This is a genomic window from Brachybacterium sp. GPGPB12 (assembly GCF_038396325.1).
GTDB lineage: Bacteria > Actinomycetota > Actinomycetes > Actinomycetales > Dermabacteraceae > Brachybacterium > Brachybacterium conglomeratum.
In genome coordinates this window covers 1,299,058-1,316,923 of the sequence record NZ_CP149573.1, presented here as the reverse complement: position 1 = coordinate 1,316,923, position 17,866 = coordinate 1,299,058, and the positions used below count along the sequence as shown (strand labels likewise).

The window sequence follows — 17,866 nt, the reverse complement described above, 5'->3', positions numbered from 1 at the left end:
TCCATGCTTCACAGTGGATCCCTCATCGAGACGGCACCCTTGACGGTGCCTCGCAGCGCCGCCCCGCGCGCGGGCGCGGAAGGAGAGCTCCTATGGCTCGCATCGTGATCCTCGGCGGCACCGGCTACGCGGGAGGCCATCTCGCGCAGGAGGCCGCCTCCCGCGGCCACGACGTCCTCGCCCTCAGCCGCACCGCCCCCGAGCAGGTTCCCGCCGGGGTCACCCACCGCGCCGGCGACGTGCGCGAGGAGTCCTTCCTCGCCGAGGCGCTCGACGGCGCCGACGTCGTCGTCTCCGCTCTCTCGCCCCGCGGCGACATGGCCGACCTCGAGGCCTTCCGCGCCCTGATCGCGTCCGTCGCCCGTCTCGCCCGCGAGAAGGGCGTGCGGCTCGGCGTGATCGGCGGGGCGGGCTCGCTGCTGGTCGCCGAGGGCGGCCCGAAGCTCGTGGACACCCCCGAGTTCCCCAAGGAGTTCGCCGAGGAGCCGCGCGTGCTCGACGCCGTCCTGCAGGACCTCCGCGGCGCCGAGGAGGGGCTGGACTGGTTCTTCGTCAGCCCCGCCGGCGGCTTCGGCTCCTTCGCCCCGGGTGAGCGCACCGGCGCCTACCGCGTCGGCGGCGACGTGCTGCTGACCGACGAGAACGGCGACTCCAACCTCTCCGGCCAGGATCTCGCCGTCGCACTGGTCGACGAGATCGAGACCCCGGCCCACCGCCGCACCCGCTTCACCGTCGCGTACTGAGGGCGACTCTCCGGGGTCCCGTCGGCCGCGCGCCGGCGGGCCCCCGAGGCCGTCCGGCGGCGGCTGTCGGGTGATTGCTCGCCGGTGGACCATGACGGCGACTCGGGCGTCGAGACGGCCGGGAGCGGCCCTGTGCGGGGCAGGGTCCGCGATCTCACTGTCCGAGGGCGTTGCCGGAGCGCCCGTGCCTCGTAGACTCATCTCCCGTGGCTCTTACTATCGGAATCGTCGGGTCGCCCAATGTCGGCAAGTCCACCCTGTTCAACGCTCTGACCCGCGCGGAGGTCCTCGCGGCGAACTACCCGTTCGCGACGATCGACCCCAACGTCGGCGTGGTCCCGCGCCCCGATCCGCGCCTGGCGCAGCTCGCCGAGATCTTCGGCGCCCAGAAGCTGCTGCCGGCGACGGTGTCCTTCGTGGACATCGCCGGGATCGTCAAGGGCGCGAGCGAGGGCGAGGGCCTGGGCAACAAGTTCCTCGCCAACATCCGCGAGGCCGAGGCGATCTGCCAGGTCACCCGCGCGTTCTCCGACCCCGACGTGACCCGCGTGGAGGGCTCCACCGACGCCGCCGGCGACATGGAGACCATCACCACCGAGCTGATCCTCGCCGACCTCCAGACCATCGAGAACTCGATGCGCCGCCTGGAGAAGGACACCAAGCGCGGCCTCATCGACGCCGCCGTGCTCGAGAACGTCACCAAGGCCAAAGCCCTGCTGGAGACCGGCAGGACCCTCTACCAGGGTGCGAAGGACGCCGGCATCGACGTCGCCCAGCCGCGCGAGCCGCAGCTGATGACCGCGAAGCCCTTCATCTACGTCTTCAACACCGACGAGGACGGCCTCGCCGACACCGCCATGCAGCGCAGCCTGCGCGAGCTCGTCGCCCCCGCCGAGGCGATTTTCCTCGACGCCAAGTTCGAGTCCGAGCTCATCGAGCTCGACGCCGACGAGGCCGCCGAGATGCTCGAGAGCACCGGCCAGGAGGAGTCGGGCCTCGACCAGCTGGCGCGCGTCGGCTTCGACACCCTGGGCCTGCAGACCTACCTCACCGCCGGTCCCAAGGAGTCCCGCGCCTGGACCATCCCGAAGGGAGCGACCGCCCCGCAGGCCGCCGGCGTCATCCACACCGACTTCGAGCGCGGCTTCATCAAGGCCGAGATCGTCTCTTTCGACCAGCTGATCGAGGCTGGCTCGATGGCCGAGGCCAAGGCCAAGGGCTGGGTGCGCATGGAGGGCAAGGAGTACGTCATGCGCGACGGTGACGTGGTGGAGTTCCGCTTCAACGTCTAACCCTTCGATGAGCGGTGGTGCGTGAGTGGTTCCCGGGCGATCGAGGTGGATGCAGATGCATCTCGCGAGGAAGCACTGGGCGATCGTCGCTGTCACGGCGGCGCTGGTGGTCGGCGGGTGCGCGATGGCCTTTGCAAGGGGAATCTGGGGCGTGTTCGTCGCCTGTGCTTGCTCTGACGTTGGTAGGTTCGACGGGTCCGGTTCTATTGCTTCTGCCGCGGTCCGCGGTGACGCCGATGCTGGTCGTGCAGGTGGCATCGTGTGCGGTGTGGCTCATGCTCATCGGATGGGGGCTGGTCCTGTCGCTGGACCCGGCGTACACCGTCGGCTGGGTGTTCCCAGGGAAAAGCGGCGTCGGCCCGCGTGTGGAGGACGAGGACGACGCATGGGGGATCGGCTGGCTCACTCTCGGTCTTGGGCTCTTCTGCACGGTGCTGGTCATCGACGTCGAGATCATCCCTCGCGTCCGCCGTGCGGGACGGGAGTCGTGACTCCGAGAGCGCCGCGGTCCGGGGTGGGCTGTCCGTCGTGCCCGCGGGCCGACCGTCCGAGGCAATGGTTTCTCTCCAGAGGTTGCTCCGTGCCGGAGCTCGGTGGAATTTAGATTTAATGTCTAAGTATTCCGCAACCCGACTTCTGTTTTGATAGGTTCAGCTGGCGACTTAGGAAAGACCGATCCCATCGGTATGCCTTGTGTTGTCTAGAAGCTCTCTGGCCGCCAGCCCGATAGGTATTTGTCCGTGAGTTGAAGAACATTGTCGTCACCCAGGTTGGCACGAACGTTGCTCACAGCCTCTTCGATTGTAACTTCAGATTCGAATAGCTCGACGAGAATCTCCCAGGCGAGACGATCTTCAGATCTGACCTGTCGAGAGCCCATCGATTGTGATCGCGCAGTGGACTTAAGCGAGTGGAGTACTGCTCGTAGCAGAGCGGGATCGTCACTTGATGCCAGAGGTACTTCGCCTGTTGCTGTTTGGACGGCATTGTAGATGCGCCAGGCATCCCATTCACGCCACGGCTCGGCTGGTGGGGTTCGCTGAAGTCGAGCAACAAACTGCTCATGAATCCGAGCCGCAAACGCTTCACTGACGAGTTTGAGCCCCACGCCTTCGCGATAGCCCACGCTGTGGATAAGATCGAGCTGGGATGAGTACGTTTCGATGCCGTCAAGGATTTGTGAGACTAATGCTTCTCGCTCTGCCTCATCTCCGACGCGGCGGAGGAGCCGAAGTATAACGCGGCCAACAGAGATCTTGGGGCTTCCGATATCGAAGAAGCCTCGCACCTCGTTCTCGGGAATGGTGTCGATGAGGTTCAGAAGCGTGATTGATCCCGGGACGACCATTTCGGTCGTAAATCTTGTTTCTAATGAGGTGAGACCTTCGAGGACGGATTCGAGCCGCTTAGGGTCCAAATCGGTCAGGTACCCCTTGAGAGCTACGCCGTCGCTGAGAAACTCAAGGGCCTGTTCGGCGCTTCGAAACGCGACGAGTTCGTCGGGTGCGACTCGGTCTAAATAGAGGTTGAGGAAGTCGATGTGGGCCATCCGGTGTGCGGTTCGCCAGGCACTTAGCCAGTCAGGCCCAAAGTGGTTGTTCCCGACGTATTGCACCGCGGCGGGGAATACGCGATTGAATAGCGCCCGAACAACTTCATCGTCCTCGGGGAACTTAGCGAGGAGTGCAGTGATGGCCTTCTGAGCACGGTCGTCCTTGCGTCCCATGATCTCCCGTGTGCTCGTGAGTTCACTTCGAAGCTTCGATAGTTGATGGGTGAATTCAGGACGGAAGACGCGAAGTGCCTCCATTGCGAGAAGATCGACCAGATCGACTTCAACGCCGAGGCTCCTGATCGTCGACCTGGCGGAGATCGCGTAACGCGTAACGTCACGCATGTTCGAGAATAGCGGATCGATCACTTCCCAGTAGACGTCACTCCATCGACTTTCGTCGAGTGTAGCGTCCGTAACGGGGGCGAGGATGCGATTCAGTTCTTCGAAAACTTGGGACCGAAGTAGCTTCTCTGGTGCATGTGGAACATCGAAGCTCAACTGGACGATTTTCTCGAGGTAAGCCCGTCCGGGTATGCCATCTTCGGTGAGGGCCTGTTCCACGCGTTCTCTGTCAAAGGCAAGCACGTAAATAATATTTGGAAAGCTCGCCGTCAAGCGGACGAGTTTGAAGATCTCGCGGATCTCGAGAGTGGTGAGGCGGTCGATGTCGTCAATGACGACGACGATAGGTTGCGCGAGTAAGGCGAGTTCCTTCGTGATCTCTTCCCGTACCTTCTTGGCACTGCGCTCTGCGTTCGTTGTCTCAGCAAGTCCGCCGAGCGCGGCCGCGGTGGCCTCACCTACAGCCGCCGCACCCGGAAACGGAATGAACTGAGACACAGGTTTGAGGATGCTGGCGTATTGAGCGAGCCAGTCCGCAGTCTTCCCGAAGCGGCTCTTGCTTTGAACGTTGAGCTCCGCTGCGATCTCAGTGAAGAAGAAGTTGACGAGCTGGTTCGAGCCGGAGAACATCCAAGGGTTGAAGTCGACGACCGTGAGAGCGGGCGCGGTCGCAAACTGTTCGCGCATCAGGTTGATGAACGAGCTCTTTCCGTGTCCCCAAGGCCCCAAGATGCCAACCACGAGTCCCTGGCTCGCGTCGAGCTCCCGGATCGACTCCGCGAAGTCGTGCGCGACCGGTGCACGCCCGAGGTCATCTTCGCTCGAAGAGGTGATCGGCGCGTCGATCGGAGGTCTCTGTTCGGGGTGTTCGCCGTTCATAGTGCTAGCAAAGCACGGCCGCATTGAGCTTTGCGGGAGCACCTGGCGCGCAAGCTTCGTGTCGATACAAGCTGTGTTAATCGAAGGCCGGGTCGGACGGATGTGGGGGCGCTTCGCCGCGGCCCACGCCCCGTCGCTCGTTGGCGGACAGCCGGTAGTCGAGTCGCCTGCTTGGGGCCCGCGAGGGTGGTGGTCGGGGATCGCCGTCGTCGCACCAGTCCTAGTCCTTATAGTCCTGGTCGTGGCCGAGGTCCTTGCGGCACGGTCCCATGCCGCGCACCCGGTGACGGGTGAATGCGCAGAGGGTGGTTCCGGCAGACTGCCCTACGTGTGGACACGTGGTGGAGTTCCGGTTCAACGTGTGATCCGGTTCCGGTCCGACGCCTGCGTCGGTGCCACGCGAGATTTCGACGGCGCGACAGGCGCGCAGATCAAGGCGTTCGTGGGGTGATCGCGCATAGTCATCCGGATCGTGAGGCGTCGACACGAGTTGCCGATGCCGCCGGTCTGTCGGCGACCGACGACCTCACCGACGGTGAAGTCCGCTGGGCCGGTGCCCTCCGCCGAGCGTCCGACGGACCGGGCGTCGTGCGCGCGTGCGGTCGATGGGGTCGAGGAGCCGCCGCCTCACGCGGCGTACGATCCAACAGATGGGATCCTCAGAGGTGCGTGCAGGTCTCCCGGTTCCACCGAGCGCTCGCCTCGTCGTGCTCTCCGGTCTCCCGGGGGTCGGGAAGACGAGCGTCGCCGAGATCGTCGCTGCGCGCACCGGGTCGGTCCACCTGTCCATCGACGCGGTCGAGGACTCGATCCTCGCCTGTGGTCTGCCACGAGGCTGGGCGGTCGGGGTCGCCGCCTACGAGGCGACGCGTGCGATGGCCGAGCTGAACCTGCGGCTCGGCCACGATGTCGTCGTCGACGCGGTGAACGACAGTGACGAGGCTCGGCAGACCTGGCGTCTTGCCGCGGCACGAACAGGTGCAGACATGGAGTTCGTGCACGTCCCGATCTCGGATGCGCAGGAGCATCGACGGAGGCTCCATGGCAGGGATCGAGGGCTTGCGCCCGTCGGTGAACCGACCTGGGCGGACGTGCATCGCAGGCGTTCCGACTATGCGGCGTGGTCCGATGCCGTGGCGGAGATCGACACAGGCGAACGGACTGCCGATGAGGTCGCGGATCTTCTCGTCACCGGGCTCGGCGTGCGGTGACGGCCTCGATGCTAGGGGTATCTTGGCGTCAAGATAAAACGTAGGCGGCGATCAGGCTCCATCACGTCCAGATCTCCATCCCTCGCGGCGGAGAGGATGACGCTCGCCGCTTCTATCGTGCGGTGCTCGGGTCGCACGAGGTGACCAATCCGCCGTCGCTCGTCGGACGGGGCGGATGCTGTTTCCGTGCCTTCGACGGCAACGTGGTCACCGCCGAACTCCATCTCGGCGTGGACGACGCGTTCCATCCGGCCGAGAAGGCTCATCCCGGTCTCGTCCTCGGCACTCTCATCGAGCTCGAGGCGACGGTCGCACGCATCGAACACCCCGGCTACGAGCTCTCCTGGGCGGAGCGGGACACCTACGAGGGGTACGTCCGCCTCCATGCGCGCGACGGCCTCGGCAACCGTGTCGAGGTGATGACGCCGACTACGTGACACGCGGTCGGCGCAGTCGCTCGGTGCCTGGGGGTCTCGTCGGAGGGCGTGGCCGCGCTCAGAACAGCGGCCACGGCACCGCCGGCATCTCGCCGCCCGGCGCCGGGAAGAGCCCATCCGCCCGCAGTCGGTCGCATCGTGCGGCCAGCGCCGCGAGCTCCTCGGCGCTGAGCAGGTCCGCGAGGCGCCCTCCGAGCTCGCCGTCCAGTCCGTCGGCGACGCGACCGGTGCCGTCCATTTCCTCGTCGTTCAGCGGCTCGCCCAGCCAGCCCCACAGGACGGTGCGCGCTTGTCCTCGTGGTGGAAGGTGAGGCCGTGGTCGACGCCGAAGCGATGCCCGCCCTCCATGGCCAGGACGTGGTCGCCCTTGCGGTCGGCATTGTTGACGATCACGTCGAACACCGCCATGCGCCGCGGCACGGGCGTGTCCTCGTGGACCAGGATGATCCGCTGTCCGTCCTGGTCCTCGCCCTCGAGGACGGCCCGCCAGCCGGTGTCGGGCACCTGGTCCGCCGCGACGAGGTCCACGGGGCTCTGATCGGGGTCCCGCTCCTGCCAGAGCCGCACCATCCCCTCGCCGAACGGGCCGTCGCGCGCCCAGGTGCGCGGCACGACGTCCCAGCCGAGGGCCTCGGAGACCAGGAAGGAGGCCACTTCCCGGCGGGCCAGGGTCCCGCCGGGGAAGTCCCAGAGAGGGGCCTCGCCCGCCACCGGCTTGTACACGACCGCATCGTCGCCGATGCTCGCCCAGGAACGTCGCGTTCGACGCCGTCGCGAGGCGACCGGTGAGCGTCAGCTCGGCGGTCACCAGGTCAGCCTGGGACATCAGGACTCGGGGATGATGCAGGTGTGGCCATCGGGGTCGATGGGATGGCCGCAGAGCGTGCACAGGGGACGACCGGCGTCCACGACCTCGCGGGTGCGCTGGGTGAACGCCCTCGCGGTGCCGACGGGCATCTTCACACGCGAGCATCTCGGAGTCCTCGGCGAAGGAGTCCTCCGCGAACGCGTCCTCTGCGAGCCCCTCGTCGAGCTCATCGTCGGCGGGGAGCGGATGCGCCTCGATGATCACCTGCGCCGTGGTGGGGTCCCAGCCGATGCCGATGGTGCCGGCGCGGAACTGCTCCTGGACGGTCTCGAGCGGATCGTTGTCGACGAGCTCGACGGGAGTGCTGGTGGGCACGCTCCAGCGGTTGCCCTCGACCTCGCGGAGCTGGTCGAGGACCTCGTCGATCTTCTGCGCGAGCAGGGCCGACTGCTCCTTCTCGAGGGCGATGCTCACGATCTGCGCGCCCGTGCGCGCCTGCAGGTAGAAGGTCCGGGCCCCGGGACGTCCGATCGTCCCGATGACGACCCGGTCCGGCCAGTCGAACTCATGAACATGGGCGGGCACGTCGGTCATGGGACGATCCTAGGCGTCGGGCCGTCGGCGGCGGGAGCTCCCGCACCGCCGCCCACCGCGGCGTCGCCGGCGCGGGCGCCTTCCGCGAGCCAGGACAGGTCGCCGGAGTCGGTGTTGCTCGCCAGGACCCTCGGCCTGCTCGCGCCGTAGCTCACGATCGACACCGAGGCGGGTCCCGCCTCGAGCCGCTGGAACATGTCCAGGTGCATGCCGAGCGCATCGGCCAGGACCGACTTGATGATGTCGCCGTGGCTCACCGCCACCCACACCGCCCCCGGACCGTGCTCGGCCTCGATCTCCGCATCATGGCGTCGGATCGCCGCCACCGCCCTGGCCTGCATCCCCGTCATGGACTCGCCGCCGGGGAAGACGACCGCGGAGGGATGCGACTGCACGGTCCGCCACAGGTCCTCCTTCGCGAGCTCGTCGAGCCGTCGGCCCTGCCACTGCCCGTAGTCGCACTCCGTGAGCTCGTCGTCGACCGACGAGGGCGGAGCGCCTGTCTGCCGATCGACGATGGCCCGGGCGGTCTCCAGGCAGCGATCGAGGGGGCTGGAGACCACGCCGGCCACGGGCACCGCCGCGATCCTGTCCCCGGTCCGCGCCGCCTGGTCCCGTCCGTGGGCGTCCAGGGCGACACCGGGGGTCCGCCCTGCCAGCAGTCCTGTCGCATTGGCTGTGGTGCGACCGTGCCGCACGAGGAGAACTGTCGCCATCCCTCCAGCCTAGCTGCGCGGTCGAGGTCCGCGTCAGCCTCTGTCCATCAATCACGGGGGAGGGCCCCTTCCATGTCGCCCGGCGGCCCGATCCCCGGTGCCGGCCCTGCCGGACTGTGCGGCCGGCAGGCGGCTGGTCTCGTCGCGTGACACAGCAGCGGAGCGTTCGACCGAGCGGCGTCGACGATGCGGCCTGGATGGCCGAGCTCCGTGCGGTAGTCATGCGGCCGGATCTTGAGCGCCTGGGGCGCTACGACCCGGAGCGTGTGCGGCGGCGATTCCTCGACTCGTTCACCCCGGCGCACACCCGCGTCATCCAGCACGCGGGGATCGACGTCGGCCTGGTCGCGGTGCGGCCCGAGGCGGAGGACGATGGCTGACTCTGACGGGATCGAGCCGCACCGCACCGGTGAGGTCCGCAGGGAGACCGTGGCGCTGCGACGGCTCCGCATGTCCGACGCCGCGGCGGTGCACGAGGCGTTCGCCTCGGCCGGCGACATGGCCCGCCAGGGGAACGTGACCACTGCGGAGGGGGCCGAGCGGTATGTCGCGCGCCTGCTCGAGGCGGGCTCGCCGCACGAGGCCTGGGCGATCGTCGGAGCCGACGAGCTGATCGGGCTCATCGGCGTCACGGTCGACGAGGAGAACCGCAGCGGCTGGTTCTGGTACTGGATGACGCACCGCGCGCGAGGACGCGGCCTCACCCGCCGCCCGGCCGCGGCCGTCGCGGAATGGGCGCTCACCGAGCGCGGCAAGTTCCTCATCGACGGGCGGCGCATCGACGTCGAGACCTACGGCCGGTCGCGGGTGGATCCGGCACCCGAGTTCGACACCCTGCCCCTGCTCATCGGTCTGTGAGCGCACCAGGGGGGTTGGGCGACCGTGCGATGTCGGCGGCGAGCACGGCCGGCCACCGTCGCACCTCCTCGGGCGTCGAGGCGACCTGCGGCGCGGCGTTCGGCATGAGCGAGACCAGCGCCTCGGCGGTCGAGACCGGGTGACCCGGGTCGCCGATCCAGGCGAGCACCGTGGTCGGCTGGGCGAGACCCGCGATCTGCTCCGGCGCCGGGAGGTCGCTGAGCGCCGCACCGCGATAGACGGCGGGCAGGAGATCCGCCGCGACATGAGGCACCGTGTCGGGGCGGCCTGGTGCCGCCGGCGGACGCGGGGCCGCGGCGTCGGCCGCGAGCACGCGCTCGACGCCGTGCGCCTCGAGGAACGTGGCGGCCCTCCGGTACTCCTCGGCCCGCGCCGCCCTCGTCGCCCAGGCGGTCGGCGGGAGCAGAGGGTGAACCCGCTGAAGCGGTCGGGCTCCCGTACCGCCGCGTGGAGCGGCGTGCCCGCTCCCATGGAGGGGCCCACGCCGTGCACCTGCTCGCCGGGGAACCACACCTCGAGCAGGTGCGAGCAGGTCCTCGGCGAGGGTGGGCCACAGATAGTCCTCCGGGACCGGACGGCCGGTGGAGTGTCCGTGCCCGCGCGCGTCGTAGCGCGGCAGTCGCGTGTCGGAGAGCCCGCGCCCGAGATCGAGATCCAGCGACCGATCGCGGGATCGGCTCGAGGTGAGCCCGTGCGACTGGACCACAGGCGGGCCGGACTCGTCGCTGAAAGCCCAGGCGATCTGCGCTCCGGGGACCTCGATCCTGTGCATCTGATCGCCGCCTCTGCATCTGCGCTGGTCGCGCCTATAGTAGCGCCATGCGGCTCACGCACGTCTCCCACTTGCGGTCGCCGTTCGGGCCTCTGCTCGGCATCGATCTCGAGGCGTCGGCGCCCGGACGGTCTCTGCCGATCTCCTTCGACCAGGCGCGGCACGTGCGGCTCGGGGACCGGCCCGGGTCCTGGATGGCTCTCGCCTTCCGGCCGCCCGGCCCCCTCGAACATGACGAGCTCGCCGCCGCGTGGACGGCGGTGGTGCGGACCCACGGCACCCTGCGCACCGTCTTCGTGGACCATGGAGATTCGCCCCCATCGCTGCACCAGGTCACGTACGGTCCCGGGACCTGGGTCGAGCACGAGGTCGCGCCAGGGCAGTCGATGAGCTCCGCGCCGCAGGACGTCCTGGACGCGCACTGCCGACCGCTCTCGCGACCCTCGCACCGGCTGTGCATGATCGAGACGTCCGACGGGCCCACGCTCGTGGTCGCCGCCGACCACTCCCACGTGGACATGTGGTCGATGCTGGTCATCGTCCGAGACCTGCTGGCCGCCCTCGACAGGATCCAGCGGGGCGAGGTCCCCGCACCGGCGCACGTGCCTGCCTTCGTCGAGCACACGCAGGCTCTCCAGGACCGTCCCCCGGCGCCGGAGGAAGTTCAGCGGCGCTGGCACGAGGTCATCGACGCGGGCGGCGGTGCGATGCCCCGTTTCCCGCGCCGCTGGGAGCTCCGCTGGCCCATGCCGAGCGGGTCGTCGTCCGGGACGTGCTCGACGCCGACGCTCTGGCGGCCTATTCCGAGCGGGCGCGGCAGGAGGGGGTCTCGACCCTCGCCCTGACGATCTCCGCGATGACGAGCACCACCCGGGACCTGGCGGGCACGGCGCTGCGAGCCGTGTTCCCGGTGCACAGCCGCTACGAGCAGCGCTGGCACGACTCCGTCGGCTGGTTCATCACGAACTCGGTGCTGGAGTCCGGCGATCCCGACCCGTCGGCCTGCGCCGCCGCGCTCAAGGAGGCGGCGCGGCTCGGCTCCCATCCGCTCGCCGAGCTCATGACGCCATGGGGCGGCATGCCCGAGGCGCCGGGGATGCTGGCCGTGTCGTGGCTGGACATGCGTCGCCTGCCGGTGACGATCGACAACCAGGGCCTGGAAGCCCAGTACATCAGCGCCGGCATCCGCACCGACGGGGTGATGCTGTGGTTCGTCACCGACACCTCCGGCATCCACCTGCGGTGCCGGTACCCGGACACCCCGGAGGCACGGCAGAGCGTGGGCGCCTGGCTGGACGATCTCGTCGCCCGCATGCGTCGATCGAGTGCCGGAGGAGGCTGATCCTCCTCGCGGCCGACGCCGGCCCGGAGCGCTCACGCGAGCCGGCCGATCTCTCTGAATCCGTGACAGCGCGGCAACGCACTGCGAGGCGGAGGCGATGAGCGCGCATCCCGCCTTCCCGACCCATGTCTTCGACGCCTTCGGCGCAGAGCCTCTTCCATGCCGGTGTTCCTCTCGAAGCCGCACGCCGAGCACCCGCCGCGCTGGGTGACCTTCACGGGGCAGGACCTGCAGTCGGTCACCGGCCTCGAGTCCGAGGAGTACATGGACGATGCCGCCCACCACGAGGTCTGGGCGGCGGGCACCTTCGCGGAGCGGTTCCCCTTCGTCGCGGAGTTCCTCCGCACCGCGCGCGCCGGGCAGACCGCTCTGTTCACCGATGCCTCCGGGGAGTTCACGATCGAGGACGACTGAGCGGCGCGGCTGTTCGTTATCCCCGTCAGCCGGGCGACGGCGGTACGGCCCGAGCAGAGCGTCCAGCTCCGGGGCGGTCGTGCTCCTCCTTCAACCACGCGAGGATCTCGCCCGCCTTCACGTCGGCGCCGTCGAGTCCTCGCTCCCGCCTCGAGGTCGTCGGAGGCGCGGACGCGCTCCACGACCCGCGCCTCGTCACCGTCCCGCTCCGCGAGGAGCACCTGACGGCGCCGCGCCAGCCTGCGTCGGCACGTCGCCGCTGCAGGCCGTGCTCGCTGCCCCTGTGCTACGAGGCCGGGATCCGCGAGGACTGGGACGAGCAGGCCGCCGCCGCGCTCCTGGACCCGATCCTGCTGAGCAGTCCGGAGGAGATCGACGCGACGATGCGGGGCCTCCACGTCGACCGACGCGACCTCGTCGCGCACCGGGCGAGCATCCCGCACCTGCCCGAGCACGTCGCCCTCACCCTGGCAGAGCCCGGGTGCCTCCGCTTCGCAGTCGAGCCGACCGAGGACCCGCTGGTCTGGAGCGTCTCCGAGCAGTTCGTGGACCGTTCCGCATTCGACGCGCACCAGGCGCGCGTCCGCTCGAGCGCCTGGTTCGCGGCCACCTCGGTGATCGCACGCGACTACGTCGTCACGGTGGCCGGGAGCGCGGACGATCCGACCTCGGCGGATGACTCCTCGGCCCGGTCGAGTCCGGAGGGTCGCGGGGACGAGGACGCCGAGATCCCCTCCTTCATGCCCACCATCGGGTAGCTCCAGGACTGGCCCTTCGAGGTGGACACGTCCGTGCAGGTCGAGGCGACTATCACCGGGCCAGCGGCGGAGCGTGCGGTGGAACGATTTCTCGCACCCCTCACGCAGGTCCTGGACGACTCCGTCCCGGACGGCGTCCGCGTCCACTTCTGAGGCGGGTTCTCCGCCGAGACCGCGCCGCGGGTCGACGGGGATGGGTGGGTGATCGTCCTGGACTCCGCGAGGGAGGACGGGTTCGACTCGCTCCTGGACGCGACCGAGGACCTCGCTGAGGCGCTCCGGTCGACGCCCGGTCCGGTGCGACTCACCTGGCGCGAGCCGCCGGCGACCCTTGCGACGGGCGCCGACCCGGACGACCACCGAGGGTGAGCCGGAGATCCGGCCGGGCCCACGCACCCCCACGATCGGCTCGCACGCTGGGACGGTGTCGTCATGCCGCGAGGCCGCGTAGGGTCGAGGACCCCGACACCCGAGGAGGGTGAGAATGCTGAACTGGTTGTGGAAGCTGCGAAGGGCCCAGGGAGACGCCCGGGCCGTCAAGCAGGGCCCCGAGGCCGTGGGCAAGCGCGCCGGACGCCGCGCGATCAACAAGGCCGCCAAGCGCGCGCGCGCTGAGCGACGCCCGGGAGCCCCGGACGCGCTGAGCATCCTCGGCGCTTCGGGCGCCCGACGTGATCGTCGGGCGCCGGCCCTCAGCGCGGGCCGCGGCGTCAGCGTGCGGGTGTACTGCACCTCGCCGGTCGCATCGATCAGCTCGACGGTGAACTCCTCTCCGTCGGGCGCGATCTCCACCCGGCCGAAGAACTGGCCCTTCCCGTCGCGCGGGGAGCCCATCGCGGGGCCGGCCTTCTGGAAGTCGACCTCGGGGCCGAAGGTGCCGTCCATCTCGTTGGGGCCGAAGGAGCCGGCGTTGATCGGCCCGGCCACGAACTCCCACAACGGGTCGAAGTCGGTGAACGCGGCCCGCTCGGGGGAATAGTGGTGCGCGGCGCAGTAGTGGACGTCGCCGGTGAGGAAGACGACGTTGCGGGTGCGCTGGGACTTGATCCCCGACAGCAGGCGCGCGAGCTCCAGCTCACGGCCCAGGGGCGCGCCGTCCTCGGCGTTGGCGATCGACTCCTGGCCCTCGCCGTCGGGCACCACGATCCCCAGCGGCAGATCCGCGAGGATCACCTTCCAGGTCGCCTGTGAGCGACGCAGACCCTTCAGCGCCCACCTGCAGCCGCTCCTCGCCGAGCATCGACGTGGCGCGCGGCTCCCTCCCATCGGTGTTCTCGCCCTTGTGCGTGCGCATGTCGAGCACGAACACGTCCAGCGCCGGACCGCGGGAGATCTTCCGGTAGATCCGCTCCGGCTCGAAGCCGGTGCCGGGCTTCAGCGAGCGGACGTCGGCGATCGGCTGGTACTCCTGCCAGGCGCGTCGGCCGCGGGCGGCAAGGGTGTCCACATCGACGACGCTGTAGCGGTCGTCCTCCAGCACCTCGCCGGGCCACCAGTTGTTGGTGGTCTCGTGGTCGTCCCAGGTGGCGATGACCGGGACCTCGGCGTACAGCGCGCGGACGTTCTCGTCCCTCAGGTTGTAGCTGTGGCGGCCGCGGAACTCCCGCAGGGTCTCGGCCACCTTCGTGACCTCGTCGGTGACCAGGTTGCGCCAGATCGTGCCGTCGGGCTCCTCGATGCTCTCCTCGATCGGGCCGTCGGCGTAGATCGTGTCCCCGGCGTGGAGGAAGAAGTCGGGCTCCACGGCGCGCATCGCCTCGTAGCCGAACATGCCGCCGACGTCGGGGTTGATGCCGTAGCCCTGGCCGGCGGTGTCGGCCGTCCAGACGAAGGACTGCGCCCCGTCGGAGCGGTGCCCGGGTGCGGTCCCGAAGCGGCCGACGCCGACCTCGCCCCGTTTCCCGTTCTCGTCCTCGAAGAACAGCTCGACCTCGTACTGCGTGTCGGAGGGAGGCCCCTGGCGCTGATCCGGGCGGTGAAGTCGGTCCGCTCGGTAGCCCAGGGGCCGCGCGCACGATCGGCTCGCCGTCCCGGCCGTGGCCCTTCCCGCGGCCCCTCGAGGAGGAGGTGAGGCGACGGCCCTCACGGTCCAGGGCGTGCAGGACCGCGTGGAGCCGGCCCTCGCCCGAGGCGCGGGACCAGAGCACGGCGGAGTCCATGGTGACGTCGCCGGTCTGCAGGCCGGAGGGCAGGGTCAGACGGGCGGCGGCAGGGCGGGAGGGCGCGGGACGGGCGGAGGCGGCGGGCGGGGTGACGGCGGGGACCGCGGCGGCGAGGGAGCCCGCGGCGCCGCCCTTGAGGAGGGTGCGACGGGCAGGGGAGCGGAAGCTGTCCATGCCGGCAGTGAACTCCGCCAGGGTGACGAGACCGTGGCCCGACGATGAACTCCGGGCGAGCCCGGCGGTCACCGCCCGGCCCTGTCGTCGTCCCCGCAAAGACGCGACTACCGTGGGGCCATGAGCACAGCGAAGCCGCAGCGACCCGACCACATCGAGGTGCGCGGAGCGCGCGTGCACAACCTCCGCGGCCTCGACGTCGACATCCCGCTGGACCGCCTGGTCGCGATCGCCGGCGTCTCCGGCTCCGGCAAGTCCTCCCTCGCCATGGGCGTGGTCTACGCCGAGGGCTCCCGCCGCTACGTCGAGGCGCTGTCGACCTACACCCGCCGACGCATGGCGCAGGCCCCGCGCGCGGACGTCGACGAGGTCGTGCACGTCCCCGCCGCGCTCGCGCGCGCCAGCGGCCCGGGGTGCCGAGCGTCCGCTCCACCTTCGGCACCTCCACCGAGCCGCTGAACGTGCTGCGACTGATGTACTCGCGCCTGGCCTCCCACCTCTGCCCGAACGGGCACCGCGTCCCGCCCTCGCTGCTGGTCGCCGCCGAGGAGCCCTATCCCTGCCCGGAGTGCGGAGCGGACGTGGACCCGCCCGGCGCCGAAGCGCTCGCCTTCAACTCCGAGGGCGCCTGTCCCGCCTGCGAGGGCACCGGGATCGTGCGCGAGGTCGACGACGACGCCCTGGTCCCGGACCCGTCGAAGACCCTCGACGAGGGCGCCGTGAAGCCCTGGAACATGTTCGGCTGGAAGGTGCGACCGGACATCGCCCGCGAGTTCGGGGTGCGCACCGACGTGCCCTGGCGGGACCTCGAGGACTGGGAGAAGGACATCGTCCTGGACGGTCCCGAGGAGAAGAAGGAGATCACGATCCGCTCGAAGAAGGGCGCCCACGACCTCGACTTCACCTTCCGCAACGCCCGCCTCACGGTCACCGAGGAGCCGCGCCGCGCCCACGACGAGAAGCGTCTCGCCCGCGTCTCCCGCTTCCTGGTCGAGCGCACCTGCCCCGCCTGCGAGGGCACGCGGCTCTCGCCCGCGGCGCGGGAACCCGAGATCGACGGGAAGGACCTCGCCGTCGCCTCTGCGATGACGCTCGACGAGCTCCTGGACTGGGCGCCGAGGATCATCGAGCCCCTCCTCCGAGATGCACCCGATGGCGCGGGGCCTCGTCGACCAGTTCCTGCAGATGGCCGAGCGCCTCGTCCACCTCGGGCTCGGCTACCTCTCCCTGGACCGCGCCGGCACCACCCTCTCCACCGGGGAGCGCCAGCGCGCCCAGCTCGCCCGCGCCGTCCGCAACCGCACCACCGGCGTCCTCTACGTGCTCGACGAGCCCAGCATCGGCATGCACCCCTCGAACATCGACGGACTCGTCGAGCTGATCGGCGACCTGCTGGCGGACGGCAACTCCGTGCTCATGGTCGACCACGACGTGCGCGCTGCGCGCGAGGCCGACGAGATCCTCGAGATCGGCCCCGGCGCGGGCGGCGACGGCGGCACCGTCATCGCCCAGGGTCCCGTCGACGCGATCAGCGCCGACCCCGCCTCCCGGCTCGGCCCGTTCCTCGACGGCCGCGAGGAGATCGTCGTCCGCGAGCGCGCCGCCGAGCAGGACGTCTTCGCGCACGGCGCGATCCGCCTGGAGAGCGCCCCGCCGCACACCGTGAGGGAGCTCGACGTCCGCGTCCCCCGAGGCCGGCTCACCGCGGTCACCGGCGTCTCCGGCTCGGGCAAGACCACCCTGGTGCTCGAGACTCTCGTGCCCGCCCTGCGCGCGAGCAGCGAGGGCCGCGACCTGCCCGATCATGTCCGTGCGCTCGAGGCCGACGGGGTCCGGCATGTCCACCGCATCGACGCGACCCCGATCGGCGTGAACGTCCGCTCGACCGTCGCCACCTACTCGGGCGTGCTGGACCCCCTGCGCCGCGAGTTCGCCCGCACCCCGGCCGCGCAGGAGCGCGGACTGACCATGGGCGACTTCTCCTACAACACCGGCTCCCTGCGCTGTCCCCGCTGCGAGGGCACGGGCCGCATCGAGCTCGACGTGCAGTTCCTGCCCGACGTCGACATCGACTGCCCCGACTGCGAGGGCGACCGCTACGCCCCCGAGGCCGAGGAGATCCGGCGAGGAAACGTGACCCTGCCCGGCCTGCTCTCCGCCACCGTCGCCGAGGCGATCGAGCTCGTCGGCGACGTCCGCGCCGTCCGCCGCACCCTCGAGACCCTGGTCGACCTTGGGCTCGGCTATCTCACCCTGGGCGAGGACACCCCGGCCCTCTCGGGCGGCGAGGCGCGCCGCCTCAAGCTCGCCGGGCAGATGGGCCGCACCCAGCGCGACGCCGTGTTCGTCTTCGACGAGCCGAGCGTCGGCCTGCACCCGCTGGACGTGCGCACCCTCGTGCACGTCCTGGACCGGCTCGTCGACAACGGCGCGACCGTCCTGGTCATCGAGCATGACCTCGACCTGATCGCCAACGCCGACTGTGTGATCGACATGGGACCGGGCGGAGGCGCCGCGGGCGGCCGCCTCGTCGCCCGCGGCACCCCCGAGCAGATCGCCGCCGACGACGACAGCCTCACGGGCGGCCACCTGCGCCGCCACCTGGGCGGATGACGGCGACGGCGCGTGCGGGACCCCTCGTCGGCCGTCGTCGCCGCGGGGCCGAGATGCCGCGCTCCGAGCGACCGCTCGTGCGCCGATGAGGGGGCGCCTCGGGGGATCACGTGGGACACGCCGACGGCGGGGACCGGCCGCCGAGATCATCAACTGACGAGGGCGCGGACCCTCC

18 protein-coding genes and 4 pseudogenes are annotated in these 17,866 nt (G+C 69.9%); 15 read left to right on the top strand and 7 right to left on the bottom strand.

Going from position 1 to position 17,866, the window contains the following annotated elements:
• Window positions 1-92: 92 nt before the first annotated feature.
• The 3 genes from WKH84_RS07445 (at window position 93) to WKH84_RS07435 (ending at window position 2,526) form a co-directional block, all read left to right on the top strand.
• Window positions 93-743: an NAD(P)H-binding protein gene (locus WKH84_RS07445; protein ID WP_308738814.1), complete on the top strand. Its 651-nt coding sequence runs from the start codon at window positions 93-95 to the stop codon at window positions 741-743.
• A 206-nt stretch (window positions 744-949) separates the two neighbouring features.
• Entirely contained in the window at window positions 950-2,035 is a 1,086-nt protein-coding gene (ychF, locus tag WKH84_RS07440) for a redox-regulated ATPase YchF (RefSeq protein WP_341856164.1), read from the top strand.
• A gap of 236 nt (window positions 2,036-2,271) precedes the next feature.
• On the top strand, window positions 2,272-2,526 hold the full coding sequence (locus WKH84_RS07435; RefSeq protein WP_341856163.1) for a hypothetical protein: 255 nt from the start codon (window positions 2,272-2,274) through the stop codon (window positions 2,524-2,526).
• Between the two features lie 209 nt (window positions 2,527-2,735).
• On the opposite strand, the gene WKH84_RS07430 is transcribed toward WKH84_RS07435, so the two are convergent.
• Complete coding sequence (locus WKH84_RS07430; protein WP_341856162.1) at window positions 2,736-4,811, bottom strand: P-loop NTPase fold protein; 2,076 nt, start codon at window positions 4,809-4,811, stop codon at window positions 2,736-2,738.
• A gap of 659 nt (window positions 4,812-5,470) precedes the next feature.
• Window positions 5,471-5,593, bottom strand: a complete 123-nt coding sequence (locus WKH84_RS07425) for a hypothetical protein (RefSeq protein WP_341857077.1) — start codon at window positions 5,591-5,593, stop codon at window positions 5,471-5,473.
• Between WKH84_RS07425 and WKH84_RS07420 the strand changes: the two genes are divergently transcribed.
• Together WKH84_RS07420 and WKH84_RS07415 are read left to right on the top strand one after the other, a co-directional pair.
• Window positions 5,564-6,022, top strand: coding sequence for an AAA family ATPase (locus tag WKH84_RS07420; protein ID WP_341856810.1), 459 nt, complete (start codon window positions 5,564-5,566; stop codon window positions 6,020-6,022). The two genes, WKH84_RS07425 and WKH84_RS07420, sit on opposite strands and share 30 nt — an antisense overlap.
• A 50-nt stretch (window positions 6,023-6,072) precedes the next feature.
• Window positions 6,073-6,459 carry a VOC family protein gene (locus WKH84_RS07415; protein WP_341856809.1) on the top strand — a complete coding sequence of 129 codons (387 nt, stop codon included), beginning with the start codon at window positions 6,073-6,075 and terminating at the stop codon, window positions 6,457-6,459.
• 58 nt (window positions 6,460-6,517) lie between these two features.
• Here WKH84_RS07415 and WKH84_RS07410 read toward each other — a convergent pair.
• The 3 genes and pseudogenes from WKH84_RS07410 to WKH84_RS07400 form a co-directional block, all read right to left on the bottom strand.
• Window positions 6,518-7,285, bottom strand: a pseudogene (locus WKH84_RS07410) (SCO1664 family protein).
• A pseudogene (locus WKH84_RS07405) lies at window positions 7,285-7,852 on the bottom strand (DUF3090 domain-containing protein). Before WKH84_RS07405 ends, WKH84_RS07410 begins: the two co-directional pseudogenes overlap by 1 nt.
• Window positions 7,853-7,857: 5 nt before the next feature.
• On the bottom strand, window positions 7,858-8,577 hold the full coding sequence (locus WKH84_RS07400; protein WP_341856161.1) for a histidine phosphatase family protein: 720 nt from the start codon (window positions 8,575-8,577) through the stop codon (window positions 7,858-7,860).
• A gap of 197 nt (window positions 8,578-8,774) precedes the next feature.
• On the opposite strand from WKH84_RS07400, the gene WKH84_RS07395 reads away from it, so the two are divergent.
• Window positions 8,775-8,957 carry a hypothetical protein gene (locus WKH84_RS07395; protein WP_341856160.1) on the top strand — a complete coding sequence of 61 codons (183 nt, stop codon included), beginning with the start codon at window positions 8,775-8,777 and terminating at the stop codon, window positions 8,955-8,957.
• The gene (locus tag WKH84_RS07390; RefSeq protein ID WP_341856159.1) at window positions 8,950-9,435 is read left to right on the top strand and encodes a GNAT family N-acetyltransferase; all 486 of its coding nucleotides are present in this window, start codon (window positions 8,950-8,952) and stop codon (window positions 9,433-9,435) included. Before WKH84_RS07395 ends, WKH84_RS07390 begins: the two co-directional genes overlap by 8 nt.
• Here WKH84_RS07390 and WKH84_RS07385 read toward each other — a convergent pair.
• Window positions 9,422-10,228 carry an alpha/beta hydrolase gene (locus WKH84_RS07385; RefSeq protein WP_341856158.1) on the bottom strand — a complete coding sequence of 269 codons (807 nt, stop codon included), beginning with the start codon at window positions 10,226-10,228 and terminating at the stop codon, window positions 9,422-9,424. The genes WKH84_RS07390 and WKH84_RS07385 overlap by 14 nt on opposite strands.
• A 47-nt stretch (window positions 10,229-10,275) precedes the next feature.
• Here WKH84_RS07385 and WKH84_RS07380 point away from each other — a divergent pair, with 47 nt between their 5' ends.
• The 5 genes from WKH84_RS07380 (at window position 10,276) to WKH84_RS07360 (ending at window position 13,111) form a co-directional block, all read left to right on the top strand.
• A complete protein-coding gene (locus WKH84_RS07380) occupies window positions 10,276-11,073 on the top strand; it encodes a condensation domain-containing protein (RefSeq protein ID WP_341856157.1) in 798 nt (265 codons plus the stop codon).
• A complete protein-coding gene (locus WKH84_RS07375; protein ID WP_341857076.1) occupies window positions 11,001-11,570 on the top strand; it encodes a hypothetical protein in 570 nt (189 codons plus the stop codon). The genes WKH84_RS07380 and WKH84_RS07375 overlap by 73 nt, the downstream gene beginning before the upstream one ends.
• Before the next feature lie 159 nt (window positions 11,571-11,729).
• On the top strand, window positions 11,730-11,984 hold the full coding sequence (locus WKH84_RS07370) for a hypothetical protein (RefSeq protein ID WP_341857075.1): 255 nt from the start codon (window positions 11,730-11,732) through the stop codon (window positions 11,982-11,984).
• Window positions 11,981-12,742 carry a DUF6357 family protein gene (locus WKH84_RS07365; protein WP_341856808.1) on the top strand — a complete coding sequence of 254 codons (762 nt, stop codon included), beginning with the start codon at window positions 11,981-11,983 and terminating at the stop codon, window positions 12,740-12,742. Before WKH84_RS07370 ends, WKH84_RS07365 begins: the two co-directional genes overlap by 4 nt.
• 201 nt (window positions 12,743-12,943) lie before the next feature.
• Window positions 12,944-13,111 carry a hypothetical protein gene (locus WKH84_RS07360; RefSeq protein ID WP_341857074.1) on the top strand — a complete coding sequence of 56 codons (168 nt, stop codon included), beginning with the start codon at window positions 12,944-12,946 and terminating at the stop codon, window positions 13,109-13,111.
• A gap of 336 nt (window positions 13,112-13,447) precedes the next feature.
• On the opposite strand, the pseudogene WKH84_RS07355 reads toward WKH84_RS07360, so the two are convergent.
• Window positions 13,448-15,078, bottom strand: a pseudogene (locus tag WKH84_RS07355) (alkaline phosphatase D family protein); the annotation flags it as partial.
• Between the two features lie 120 nt (window positions 15,079-15,198).
• On the opposite strand from WKH84_RS07355, the gene WKH84_RS07350 reads away from it, so the two are divergent.
• From WKH84_RS07350 to WKH84_RS07340, 3 genes and pseudogenes are all read left to right on the top strand, one after another.
• On the top strand, window positions 15,199-15,537 hold the full coding sequence (locus WKH84_RS07350; RefSeq protein WP_341856156.1) for a hypothetical protein: 339 nt from the start codon (window positions 15,199-15,201) through the stop codon (window positions 15,535-15,537).
• Between the two features lie 14 nt (window positions 15,538-15,551).
• Window positions 15,552-15,908 (top strand): annotated as a pseudogene (locus WKH84_RS07345) (excinuclease ABC subunit UvrA); the annotation flags it as partial.
• A 322-nt stretch (window positions 15,909-16,230) separates the two neighbouring features.
• The gene (locus tag WKH84_RS07340; protein ID WP_341856155.1) at window positions 16,231-17,691 is read left to right on the top strand and encodes a hypothetical protein; all 1,461 of its coding nucleotides are present in this window, start codon (window positions 16,231-16,233) and stop codon (window positions 17,689-17,691) included.
• Window positions 17,692-17,866: the final 175 nt, after the last annotated feature.